Source organism: Kribbella shirazensis, assembly GCF_011761605.1.
Taxonomy (GTDB): domain Bacteria; phylum Actinomycetota; class Actinomycetes; order Propionibacteriales; family Kribbellaceae; genus Kribbella; species Kribbella shirazensis.
The window spans coordinates 6,658,477-6,670,490 of record NZ_JAASRO010000001.1; the positions used below are offsets into that span (position 1 = coordinate 6,658,477).

At 69.4% G+C, this 12,014-nt stretch carries 12 protein-coding genes; 4 read left to right on the plus strand and 8 right to left on the minus strand.

Annotated features, from left to right (window positions below):
- Positions 1–512: 512 nt before the first annotated feature.
- Positions 513–1,229, plus strand: a complete 717-nt coding sequence (gene lipB, locus BJY22_RS31940) for a lipoyl(octanoyl) transferase LipB (protein WP_167214283.1) — start codon at positions 513–515, stop codon at positions 1,227–1,229.
- On the opposite strand, the gene BJY22_RS31945 is transcribed toward lipB, so the two are convergent.
- Both BJY22_RS31945 and BJY22_RS31950 read right to left on the minus strand, forming a co-directional pair.
- Positions 1,211–2,590, minus strand: a complete 1,380-nt coding sequence (locus tag BJY22_RS31945; protein ID WP_238350520.1) for a sulfatase family protein — start codon at positions 2,588–2,590, stop codon at positions 1,211–1,213. The genes lipB and BJY22_RS31945 overlap by 19 nt on opposite strands.
- A 4-nt stretch (positions 2,591–2,594) precedes the next feature.
- Positions 2,595–3,896: a sulfatase-like hydrolase/transferase gene (locus tag BJY22_RS31950; protein WP_167214289.1), complete on the minus strand. Its 1,302-nt coding sequence runs from the start codon at positions 3,894–3,896 to the stop codon at positions 2,595–2,597.
- Positions 3,897–3,983: 87 nt separating this feature from the next.
- Between BJY22_RS31950 and BJY22_RS31955 the strand changes: the two genes are divergently transcribed.
- Entirely contained in the window at positions 3,984–4,976 is a 993-nt protein-coding gene (locus BJY22_RS31955; protein WP_167214292.1) for a hypothetical protein, read from the plus strand.
- 9 nt (positions 4,977–4,985) lie between these two features.
- Here the strand turns inward: BJY22_RS31955 and BJY22_RS31960 are convergent, their stop codons facing one another.
- From BJY22_RS31960 to BJY22_RS31980, 6 genes are all read right to left on the minus strand, one after another.
- Entirely contained in the window at positions 4,986–5,954 is a 969-nt protein-coding gene (locus tag BJY22_RS31960) for a LysR family transcriptional regulator (protein ID WP_167214295.1), read from the minus strand.
- Between the two features lie 109 nt (positions 5,955–6,063).
- A complete protein-coding gene (locus BJY22_RS41995) occupies positions 6,064–6,216 on the minus strand; it encodes a hypothetical protein (RefSeq protein ID WP_238350521.1) in 153 nt (50 codons plus the stop codon).
- Positions 6,159–7,229 (minus strand): ABC transporter permease, encoded by a 1,071-nt coding sequence (locus tag BJY22_RS31965; RefSeq protein WP_238350522.1) that lies wholly within the window; start codon positions 7,227–7,229, stop codon positions 6,159–6,161. The genes BJY22_RS41995 and BJY22_RS31965 overlap by 58 nt, the downstream gene beginning before the upstream one ends.
- Entirely contained in the window at positions 7,226–8,107 is an 882-nt protein-coding gene (locus BJY22_RS31970; protein ID WP_167214298.1) for an ABC transporter ATP-binding protein, read from the minus strand. Before BJY22_RS31970 ends, BJY22_RS31965 begins: the two co-directional genes overlap by 4 nt.
- A gap of 124 nt (positions 8,108–8,231) precedes the next feature.
- The gene (locus tag BJY22_RS31975) at positions 8,232–8,903 is read right to left on the minus strand and encodes a response regulator (RefSeq protein ID WP_167214301.1); all 672 of its coding nucleotides are present in this window, start codon (positions 8,901–8,903) and stop codon (positions 8,232–8,234) included.
- The gene (locus BJY22_RS31980) at positions 8,896–10,269 is read right to left on the minus strand and encodes a sensor histidine kinase (RefSeq protein WP_167214304.1); all 1,374 of its coding nucleotides are present in this window, start codon (positions 10,267–10,269) and stop codon (positions 8,896–8,898) included. The genes BJY22_RS31975 and BJY22_RS31980 overlap by 8 nt, the downstream gene beginning before the upstream one ends.
- 56 nt (positions 10,270–10,325) lie before the next feature.
- Between BJY22_RS31980 and lipA the strand changes: the two genes are divergently transcribed.
- Positions 10,326–11,264, plus strand: a complete 939-nt coding sequence (gene lipA, locus BJY22_RS31985) for a lipoyl synthase (protein WP_167214307.1) — start codon at positions 10,326–10,328, stop codon at positions 11,262–11,264.
- A gap of 15 nt (positions 11,265–11,279) precedes the next feature.
- On the plus strand, positions 11,280–11,975 hold the full coding sequence (locus BJY22_RS31990; RefSeq protein ID WP_167214310.1) for a DUF4191 domain-containing protein: 696 nt from the start codon (positions 11,280–11,282) through the stop codon (positions 11,973–11,975).
- The last annotated feature ends 39 nt before the right edge of the window (positions 11,976–12,014 follow it).

Consider the following 12,014-nt stretch of genomic DNA (forward strand, 5'->3'; position numbering starts at 1 on the left):
GCCCGGGCGCGGAGGCGGAGGCCCGGATGCGGGGACGGAGGCCCCAGGCGCGGGGCCCGAGCGCGGGGACGGAGGGCCAGGCGCGGGGCCGAGCGCGGAGGCGCGGAGGCGCAAGCGCGGAGGCGCGGAGGCGCGGAGGCGCAGGCGCGGAGGCGCGGAGGCGCAGGCGCGGAGGCGCGGAGGCGCAGGCGCGGAGGCGCGGGGGCGGAGGCCTAGACGCGCTGGGGCGTGGGCGCTGGGGCGCGGGCGCGGGATGCCGGCGCCGGACCGGGGCGCCGGCCGCCTGTACATGAGCTCTGCGCGCCGTCGGCAACCGCGACCCGTTGGCTCACCACCGGTCGCCGGCGATCGCGCACCCGACCTGCCCGTGGGGCGGGATCGATCCGCGATGTGGGGGACGGGGCGAGGCGGCGGGGTCTGCGGACGGGTCTGGGGCAGGTCTGGGGCAGGTCTGGGGCAGGTCTGCGGACGGGTCGGGGGATGGGGTGTGGGGGTGCGCCTACACTCGGGGCGTGAGGGTTATCGAGTATGTGGAAGCCGGGTTCGGTGCTGGTGCGGTGGATTATGAGGCCGCGTGGGACGAGCAGCGGCGGCTGCATGCGGAGGTTGCTGGGGGCACCGGTTCGGATACGGTGATTCTGCTCGAGCATCCGCCGGTGTACACGGCAGGTAAGCGCACCGAGGCGCATGAGCGGCCGGTTGACGGTACGCCGGTGGTGGATGTCGACCGCGGTGGGAAGATCACCTGGCACGGGCCCGGGCAGCTGGTCGGGTATCCGATCGTGAAGCTGGCCTCACATGTGTACGTCGTGGACTATGTCCGGCGGCTCGAGGAGGCGCTGATCGGTGTCTGCGCCGAGCTCGGGGTGAAGTCCGGCCGGGTCAAGGGCCGCAGTGGTGTCTGGGTGGCAGCCGACGACCGTGGGCGGGAGCGAAAGATCGCCGCGATCGGGATCCGGGTCGCCCAGGGTGTGACCATGCACGGGTTCGCGCTGAACTGCAACAACGACCTGGCCTGGTTCGACCGGATCGTGCCGTGTGGCATCTCGGACGCCGACGTGACGACGCTGTCCAAGGAGCTCGGCCGCGAGGTCACGATCGCGGAGGTCCTCGACCCGGTACGTCGGCATCTCGACCGGTTCCTCGCGTGGGAAGAGTACGAGCGCAGCCCGGACATCGACCACCACGAGGAACCGCCGACCGCGATCACCTACGGGCTGACGGTCTGAGGCTCCAGTCCCACCTCCGCGCGCCACTCCGCGTGCAACGACTGCAGCCGGGCAACGACGTCGGGCTGGTCTGCCAGGTGGTTGGTCTGCTCGCCGATGTCGTCGGCCAGGTGCGCGAGGAACCAGCCCTCCCCCATCGGCGCGTGCTCGTAGTCGCGTAGATGCCGGGTGTTGGCGTCGTCGTCGACCCAACTGAGCTTCCAGTCCCCCGACCGCACGGCCCACTGGAACCCGCAGTCCCAGTGCAGGTTCTCGTGGGCCACGTCGGCCGACCCGGCCAGTACCGGCAGGATGTCGAGGCCGTCGGCGCCCTCCACGGTCGCACCGGCCGCCGCGGCCAGCGTCGGCACCAGGTCCATCGTGCTCACCAACGCGTCAGTACTGCGACCAGCCGGCAGCTGCCCCGGCCAGCGCCAGAGCATCGGGATCCGGATACCGCCGTCCCACAGCGTGTACTTCGTCCCGCGCAGCGGAGCGTTGTCGCCGAAGTTGCAGGTCGACCCACCGTTGTCGGTCACGTACACCACGATCGTGTCGTCGCCGGCCACGTCGAGCAGCCGCCCGATCTCCGCGTCCATCAGCTCCAGCTGGGCGAGGTAGTACTCCCGTCCATGCGGCAGATTCGGCACGATCACGTCGTCGTACCACTCCATGAACGGGCCGTCGGTCTCTGGGGACCAGTCGTGGAAGGCCGGTAGACCCCGCGCCTCCAGCTCGGACTCCGGCAGCTGCCAGCAGAAGTTGTGTACGGCGTTGAACGCGACCATGCAGAAGTACGGCCGCTCGTCCTCCGCCTCCATGAACTCCGCCGCCCGCCGGCCGAACTCAGCCGTCAAGAAGCCCTCATGCTCAACCGGCGCGTCGCCAGACAGCAGCGGCTGCACAGCCATGTGGTGCGCGGCCGGTTGTCCGTACGACGTCACTGAGTCCTCGGAGTGATGCATGTAGTTCAGCCGACCGAATGACTGCCCCGCCAGCCCGTACAGCGTCTCCTCGAACCCGTGGTGTGGCGGACACGCCCTGTCCCCCACGTCCTCTTTCCCGTAGTGCACCTTGCCGAAGTACCCGGTGCGATACCCCTGGTCGCGCAGGATCTCCGCCAGCGTCGGTACGTCGTCCGGCGGGAAAGCAGCCGAGTCGAACCACTGACCACCCCAGCGCTGCTGGTACCGCCCGGAGATGATCGACGCCCGCGACGGGCTGCAGATCGGAGCTGTCACGTAGGCGTCGGTGCAGCTGACCCCCTCCGCAGCCAGCCGGTCCAGCGCCGGAGTACGTACGTCGGAGTGCACACCGAGCCTGCTGCGGTCGGCGTACCCGTGGTCGTCGGAAACGATTAGCAGAATGTTCGGAGCGGGCAAGGGCTCATCCTCTCGCAAGTCGCGCAGCCTGGTCTGACTTCGCACGGGCGTCGGTCGCATCTGGGTCCAGCAGCAATCTCAACTCAGCATCCAGTCGCTGCACCAGAGCCGAGTCATCAGACAGGTCATGAAGCTCCAGCGGGTCCTCGTCGACGTTGAAGACCTGTGGCGAGTGCTCGGAGCCGTAGTAGCAGTACTTCCAAGGTCCGGACTTCAGCATGAAGCCTCCGTCCACCATGCCCTGTGCGTGGTACTCCGACAGCACAGGTCGGTCCTGCACGTCCAGCAACGTGTGCCCCGGTAGAGCAGTGTCGGGAGCCAGACCGGCAATGTCCCGGAGCGTAGGCAGTACGTCGACCAGACTGACGTGTGCAGTACTCCGGCCCGGCTGCAGCGACGGATGGCGCAGGAGCAATGGGACGCGTACGGCGGGCTCGTAGAAGCACTGCTTCTGCCAGATGCCGTGCTGACCGGCCATTTCGCCGTGGTCGCTGGTGTAGATGACCACTGTGTCGTCCGGTACTGCGGCCAGCAGCCGGCCGATCTGATGGTCGAGGTGACTGATCAGCGCCCAGTAGCAGACCGTCGCCTCCCGGATCTGCTCCTCCGTCAGCGGCTCGTCGTTCCGGAATCCGTGACGTAGCAGCGAGATCACCGGGTGCTGCTGATTGTCGACAACAGGCAGGTCGACATCAGCCGCGTCGTACAACGCACGGAACTCAGGTGGTGCCACCAATGGGAAGTGCGGGTGCATGTAGCCGACGTACAGCAGGAACGGCTCCTCGCCCGGGTCGCGCAGGAACTCCACTGCCGCGTCAGTGGCTGTCACATCGTGCTGGGTGTGCACGTGGTCGCCGGCACCCTGTTCGGTGACGTGAGAGTTGGTGGGTCGCCGCCAGTCCGCCGTACGACGCGGTGGGCGACCGCTGTGGTCGATCCAGAAGTCCAGGTCGTCGGTGAGGCGGCGGTCGAACCCGAGCAACCGGTCCGGGCCGTTGAAATGCGTGCGGCCCGCGATGACCGACGTGTAGCCTGCCTCGCGGAGATGGTGTCCCCAGGTGCGGTACGTCGGGCCCGGGATCACGCCGTTGTCCCAAGCCCCGATTCGGTGCACGTACTCGCCGGACAGGAGCGAGAGCCGCGAAGGCACGCACATCGGGCTGTTCGTGTACGCGCGGTCGAACGACACGCTCTGTGCCGCCAGGCGATCCAGGTTCGGCGTCAGCACGTGCGGATGGCCTGCCCAGCCGGCGGCCGCGGCGGTGTGTTCGTCGGACAGGACGACGACGATGTTCGGTGGGCGCATGGCCCTACTCTAGGCAAGCGGTTGCCGGTCCGTTTCGTACCGAAGTGTCTGCAGTGTGTGACGGCAGTTCGTCGCTACCTTGGGGAGGTGTCCAAATTTCTTGGGTTCTTGCTCGGCGTAGCCGTCGCTCTGGCCGGCCCGGCCGTGTTCGGGGTCCTGGCGGCGCCGGGTGGTATCGAGCTGAACGCGAAGGGGATGGCGCTTGCCTTCGGCATCGGAGCGCTGATCTTCTGGGCCGTCGTGTCGTACTTCTCCGGCGCCGGTGCGCTGGGGGCGTTCGCGGCCTTCGGCACCCTGGTCTACTGCTGGCTCTGGATCCCGAACCGGACCACGAACTTCCTCAACGACGTCCCTGGCGTCACCAACGGGATGATCGAGGGGTCGAAGCAGTACACGCTGAACGGCGTGGTGCCGATCCTCGGGGTGATCTCGCTGGTGTACGCGATCCAGCTGATCGTCCGCAGTGTGCAGCGCCGGCGCCGCGAGCGCGCCGAGGCCGAGCGGCTGCAGCGCGAGCAGGAAGCCGCGCAGGCGCAGCAGGAGGCGGACGTCGCGGCCGTCTACCCGGTTGCCGGGGGCACCTACCAGGCGCCGGCGGCGTACGAGAGCCACACGCGGTACGACGACCTGTTCGACGAGCCCGAGCCGGTGCAGCCGCGGAACCAGGCCGACGACCAGACGCGCCAGTTCCCGGTGAGTGACGGTGCGGACGAGGGCGAGCACACGCGTCAGTTCCCGAGCGCGGATGCCGAGGGCAACCAATCCGCCGACGAGACGGTCGCCGCCCCCACCGCCCCAGCCCCAGCCCCGGTGGCCGAGGAGCAGGAAGCACCACAGGCCCCGGTGGCCGAGGTGCAGGAGGAGCAGGAGGAGCAGCCGACGCAGCCGGCTGTGGAGACTCAGGAGACTCAGCCCGCAGAGGACAAGAATCCTCCTGCCGACGAGAAGAAGGCTGAGCAGGTTGCGGCTCCGCAGCAGCCGGAGCAGGTCGGGTCGCAGTACCGGGAGCGGATGGAGAACCCGGAGGACACCGGCGAGTTTCACCTCGCGTTCGAGAACCCGGTGGTCAGGCCCGCCTAAGGGGGCGGGTCAGGCGACGTGCATGCGTTGCTGGTGTTCGCCGCGCCGCGCGTGCTCGGTGATCGCCTCGTCGTACGCCGCGCGCGCCATCGCCAGCACCTCGCCGGCCATCTGTGCGCGCGGTGAGTCGGTGCTCCACGCGAGCACCAGCTTCCGGTGGATCGGGTCACCGGCGAGCGTGCGGGTGGTGACGTCCGACGAGAGCATCCGGTACGACGTGGGCGAGATCAGCGCCACGCCCTGACCACTCGTCACGAACCCCATCAGCACCGACGTGTCGACCGAGTGGTGCTCGACCCGAGGCTGGAACCCGGCCGCCTCGCACGCGGCCCGGAACAGCACGTGGAACCCGCTGTCGTCCGGCGGCTCTCCGATCCACTCCTCGCCCGACAGCGCCGCCAGGTCCACCTCGCCGCGCGTACGAGACGCCTCGGCCACCGGGTGGTCCGCCGCGAGGGCGACGTACGCCGACTCGGATTCGATGACCGTGGTGGCTTCGACGCCTGCGGGCAGCCGCAGCTCGAAGCCCGGGAACTCGCGCAGCAGCGCGAAGTCGAGCCGGCCACTCTCCAATTGCTGCAGCAGAACACTCGAAGACCATTCGACCTCGACGCTGACCTGCTCGATCTCGCCGTGGTCGCGGAGCCGGGACGCGATCCCGGACACCGGCGCAGTCGGGAACCCGCCGAGCCGGACGGCCGACGACTCGACCGCGGTCATCGCGGACACAGTCGCGGCCAGGTGGTCGACGTCGACCAGGATCGCCCGCGCGCGGTCGACGGCGTACCGGCCGAGCGGTGTCGGCGTGACACCGGTGCGGGAGCGTTCGAACAGCTCACCGCCGAACGCCGCCTCGATCCGCTTCAGCTGCGCGGTCAGGCTGGGCTGGCTGACCTTGAGCCAGCGGGCGGCCCGTCCGACGGACCCCGCTTCTGCCACCAGGACCACCACCCGCAGGTGGCGCAGCTCGACGTTCATGCGTTGAGACCGTAGTCGAGGTGCACGCACAGCACACAGCGACCCAACATTGCGGTTTCGTCACAGCCGGGCCCGGAGGTGTAACACCAGGCCCGGCCGTGACGATGTGCTACCTCGATTCGAGCGCCAGCGCCTCGCGGTAACCGAGCCGACGACCGGTCTGCAGCAGCGTGCGTTCGTACAGCCGGGCGCCGAGCCGGACGATCAGCACCGTTGTGACCAGCAGGATCGCGATCGCGACCAGCGGCTGCCAAACCGGCACGTCCTCGGTGAGCATCCGCCCCGGCATCGACATCGACGACGCGATCGGCACGACGACGCGACCGACTTCGCCGACGACCCGGCGAACACCGAGAAGAAGAACGGGATCATCAGGATCATCTGCCCCGGCAGTGTCGTCGACCCGAGGTCCTCCTGCCGTGTGGCCAGCGACCCGGCGACCGCCCACAGCCCGGCGAGCGCCACGAACCCGAGCACGAAGAACACCACGAACCATCCGGCGACCGGTGCCACCACTTCGAGAATGTCGGCCTGATCGGTCGCCAGCAGCCCGATCAGCGACGCGGCCGCGATCACCACGATCTGGGACAGCGCAAGCACCGTGTTGCCGAGCACCTTGCCCCACAGCAGCGACCGGATCGGCACGGCGGCGGCCAGGATCTCGACGACCCGGCTCTCCTTCTCCTGGACGACGCTCTGCGCGATCATCATCCCGAAGCCGAGCGCGGTCATGTAGAAGACCAGCGCCAGGCCGATGTTCACGAAGTCCGACACCAGGTCCGGCAGCGGCCCCGGATTCAGCAACTGCAGCGACACCTTCGTCCCGGCGTGCAGCTCCGTCGGGGTCAGCCCGGCCTTCGCCGCGTTCGCCTCCATTCCGACGGCCGCCGCCGCTTCGCGCAGCGCGCTCTCGAGACCGGAGTCGACGCGGTCGTCGCCGAGCACGACGTACCCGTCGTCCCCCGGCAGCAGCGCCGCCTTGACGTCGCCCGAGGTGACAGAGCCCTCGGCGGCCGGCCGGCCGGCAACCCTGACGACCTCGTACCCGTCGCCGCCCTTGGTCGTCGACGCCTGCTGCACGACCTTCGCACCCGCGTCGTCGATCACCGCGATCTTGTCGGCGCCGCCGTTGCCCGCGAGCAGCGCGGGGATGATCACGGCCGCCATCACGATCAGCAGCATCACCAGCGTCGAGCCGATGAACGTCTTGTCCCGCAGCTTGGTCGTGACCTCGCGCTCGGCGATCAGCATCCACGGCCTGTCCAGAGCATTCATCGGGTCGCCTCCCGGAAGACATCGCTCAGCGCCACCCGCTCCGGCCCGAACTCACGGACCGGCCCGCGGCTGAGCGCCTCCTGCAGGATCTTCTGCTCCATCGCATCGTCCAGTACGTCGAACAGCGCCGTACCGCCCGCGACGTCACGCACCTCGACGCCCCGGAGGTCGCGCAGCCAGCCGGCGTCGCCGTCCACCACCAGCCGGTACGTCGTCGACGAGCCCGCGGAGAGCTCCGCGACGGAACCGGCGGCGACCACCTTGCCGCGGGACAGGACGACGAGGTCGTCGCAGAGCCGCTCGACCAGATCGAGCTGGTGGCTGGAGAACAGCACCGGTACCTCAGGCGTGACCTCCTCGCGGAGCAGGTCGACCATCGCGTCGACGGCGAGCGGATCGAGACCACTGAACGGCTCGTCGAGCACCAGCGCGATTGGCTCGTGCACCAGCGCGGCCGCGATCTGCACCCGCTGCTGGTTGCCGAGCGACAGCGTCTCGAGTACGTCGGTGGCGCGTTCGGCCAGGCCGAGCCGCTCGAGGATCTTGGAGGCCCGCTCGGCGGCGCGGTCCGGGTCGAGACCGTGCAGCCTGCCGAAGAACACCAGCTGGTCGTGGATCTTCATCTTCGGGTACAGCCCGCGTTCCTCGGGCATGTAGCCGAAGTCCCGGCGTACCTGCTGCGTCAGAGGCCCGTCCTGCCACCGCACCTCGCCGGATGTCGCGGCCAGGACGCCGAGGATGATCCGCATCGTCGTCGTCTTCCCAGCGCCGTTGGCGCCGACGAATCCGGTCATCCGTCCCGGTACGACGTCGAAGGTCACGTCGTCCAGCGCCAGATGATCACCGAACCGCCGGGTGAGTCCCGCCACCCTCAGCATGTGTCACCGTTCCCATCAGCTCAGGCCGGGCCCACGCCCGACGATGCCCAAGCTAGTCAACCGGCGTACGGCGGCACGTCGGCCCAGGGAGTGATCACCCGCGTCATTCGCAAGGTGGACGGGATCAGGACGAGGTGTCGTCGCCAGGGGTGACGAGACCGCACTCGTAGGCGAAGACCACGGCCTGCACGCGGTCACGCAGGCCCAGTTTCAGCAGGACGCGGGAGACGTGGGTCTTCACGGTGGCCTCGCCGACATACAACTGCGCGGCGATCTCGGTGTTGGTGAGGCCGCGGGCGATCAGCCCGAGCACCTCCCGCTCGCGCTCGGTCAGCTCGGCCAGCAGGTCCGGCCGGTACACCCGCTCTCCCCCGCCGGTGAACCGCTTGATCACCCGCCGGGTCACCTCCGGCGCGAGCAGCGCGTGCCCGGAGTGCACGACCTCGATCGCCTCGACGAGATCCTCGGGCGCGGTGTTCTTGAGCAGGAAGCCGCTCGCACCGGCCCCGAGCGACTCGAACAGGTAGTCGTCGCGGTCGAAGGTCGTCAGGATGACCACCTTGCCGGCGTCCTCCGCGACGATCCGCTGGGTCGCGGTGATCCCGTCCATCCCGGGCATCTGGACGTCCATCAGTACGACGTCCGGACGCAGCGCCAGCGCCAGCTCGATCGCCTTCTCGCCGTCGGACGCCTCGCCGACCACCTCGATGTCCGGCTCGACCGACAGGATCATCCGGAAACCGGCCCGCACCAGATCCTGGTCGTCCACCAGCAGGACACGCATCGGATCAGTCATCTGAAGAGCCCCCAGTCAGTGGACGGTTCTGTGGGTCGAGCGGGATCCGGACCCGGACCCGGAATCCTCCCACGGGGCGCGGTCCGATCTCGCTCTCGCCGCCGAGCAGCGCGACCCGCTCCCGGATCCCGACGTGACCGAGGCGGCTGCCGACCGGCGCGTGTTTCGGCCGGCCGTCGTCGAGCACCTCCAGTTCGACCGCCTCGCCGAGGTACCGCAGCGTCAGGTGGGCGCTGCGGGCCGTCGAGTGCTTGCGGACGTTCGCGAGCGCCTCCTGGGCGATCCGGTACACCGACACCGAGACCGTCTTCGGCAGCTCGGCCGGGGCGCCGATCTGGTGGAACCCGACCTCCAGGCCGAGGCTGTTCACCTCCGCGATCAGCGCCGGCAGCCGGTCGGCGCCCGCCTGCGGCGCTTTCGGGTCCGGCGCGCTGACGTCGACGTCGGGGTCCGCCGCGCGGAGCATGCCGAGCAGCTGGCGCATCTCGTTGACCGCCGTACGGCTGGACTCCTCGATCACGTTCAGCGCGTTCTTCGCGGCCTCCGGGTCGCCGTCCATCACCCGCCGCGCACCGCCGGCCTGGATGCCGATGCTGCTGATGTGGTGCGCCACGACGTCGTGCAGCTCGCGAGAGATCCGCAGCCGTTCGTCGATCACCGCGCGCCGCGAGTTCGCCTCCTGCTGCGTCGCCAGCTCACGCGCCTGCTGCTCGAGCTCGTCGCGCTGCCGGGCGGTGTTCCACGCGGTCCGGCCCCAGAAATACGCGCCGAAGAAGTACAGCACGTTCAGCGCCAGGATCAGGATCACGCTCGAGACGTACGGCGAGAACAGGCCGTCGTTCGGCCCGCCGATCGCGTTGTTGCGCAGCGCCGCGACGAAGTTGAGTGTCAGCCAGCCGAACATGCCGACGAACACGACCGCGACCGCGGCCTTCATCAGCCGCCGGTCCCGCGCCCACGCGACGGCCGCGTAGATCGCCATGAACATCGCCGCCTGGGTGACCAGGTTGCCGACGAACGCGAACTCCGCCCGCTCCCCGTTCACCACGAACAACACCGCGACGGCCAGCAGCACCGGCACGGGCCAGCGGCGGCGGAAACACAGCGGCAGCGCTGCCGCCGCGCTGAGCACGTACGGCTCGATCCCGCCGATCCCGAGATCCACCTGCGACGGCGAGGCCCCGCGGGCGAGCTCGGTCCCGAACAGGCCCGCGGCCGCCATCCCGAGCCCCAGCAGTACGTCGTACCGCTGCTCGCGGGCCGTCGGACCGTGGCGGGTCCAGCCGCGCAGCCCGGTACCGGAACCAGTACCGGACGCCGGTGGTGTGACCGGTTCGGCATCCGTACGCAGCTCAGCCGTGGACATAGCTCATCAGCCTACGGGTGGAACGCCCCTGATCGGTGGCGCGTACCCTGGAGGGCGTGACGATCGCCCCAGAAGGACGGAAACTGCTCAGGCTCGAGGTGCGCAACGCGGAGACCCCGATCGAGCGCAAACCCGAGTGGATCAAGACCCGCGCGAAGATGGGCCCGGAGTACCAGGCGCTGCAGAAGCTCGTGAAGTCCGAGCAGCTGCACACGGTGTGCCAGGAAGCCGGCTGCCCGAACATCTTCGAGTGCTGGGAGGACCGCGAGGCGACATTCCTGATCGGCGGTGACCAGTGCACGCGGCGCTGTGACTTCTGCCAGATCGACACCGGCAAGCCCCAGGCGCTGGACCGCGACGAGCCGCGCCGGGTCGCTGAGTCGGTGCGCACCATGGGCCTGCGGTACGCGACCGTGACCGGTGTCGCCCGCGACGACCTGGACGACGGCGGCGCCTGGCTGTACGCCGAGACGATCCGCCAGATCCACGAACTGAACCCGGGCACCGGCGTGGAGATGCTCGCACCGGACTTCAACGCCGTACCCGAGCAGCTCGCGGAGGTGTTCTCGTCCCGCCCGGAGGTGTTCGCGCACAACGTCGAGACCGTGCCGCGGATCTTCCGCCGGATCCGGCCGGGCTTCCGGTACGAGCGTTCGCTGGACGTCATCACCCAGGCCCGCGACTACGGCCTGGTCACCAAGTCGAACCTGATCCTCGGCATGGGCGAGACCCGCGACGAGGTCAGCCAGGCGCTGAAGGACCTGCACGCGGCCGGCTGCGAGATCATCACGATCACGCAGTACCTGCGTCCCTCGGTGCGGCACCACCCGGTCGAGCGCTGGGTCAAGCCGGAGGAGTTCGTCGAGCTCCAGGACGAGGCGACCGAGATCGGTTTCGCCGGAGTCATGTCCGGTCCGCTGGTACGGTCGTCCTACCGCGCCGGCCGGTTGTACCGGCAGGCCGTTGAGTCACGGATGAACGCCGCTCAGGCATAAGGGGCAAAGGGAGAGATGGCCAAGAACGACGCGCCCGCAGAGAAGACCAGCCGGCTCAAGCAGATCCGGTCGGCGTACAAGCTGACCAGGAAGTCCGACCCGACGGTCGGTCTGGTGCTCGCCGGGATCTTTCTCGGCATCGTGGCCCTGGCCGTGGCCGGGGGGCTGCTGGTCGGGCCGCTGCTGGTGTGGATCCCGCTCGGTGTCGCGCTCGGGTTCCTGGCCGCGACCATCGTGTTCGGCCGCAAGGTCGAGAAGGCGGCGTACAGCCAGATCGAGGGCCAGGCCGGTGCGGCCGCGTCCGCGCTGCAGACGCTGCGCCGCGGCTGGAACGTGACGCCCGCGGTCGCGGTCACCAAGAACTCCGACATCGTCCACCGGGTCGTCGGCCGGCCGGGCATCGTGCTGGTCGGGGAGGGCCAGGCGAGCCGGGTGAAGAACCTGCTCACCGCCGAGGCGAAGAAGCACAGCCGGGTGGCGGGCGGCGCGCCGGTGACCCAGATCGTCGCCGGCAAGGGCGAGGACGAGGTCGACATCCGCAAGCTGACCAAGCACGTGATGAAGCTGCCGGCGGTGATGCAGCCGTCCGAGATCACCGACCTGCTGCAGCGGCTGAAGGCCCTGGACGCGGTCCGGCCGCAGGTGCCGATGCCCAAGGGTCCGGTGCCGACCAGCCTCAAGGGCGCGCGGCAGGCCATGCGCGGGCGGTAACCGAACTGTAACCAAGCGGCATGCTCGGCAGTTGATCTC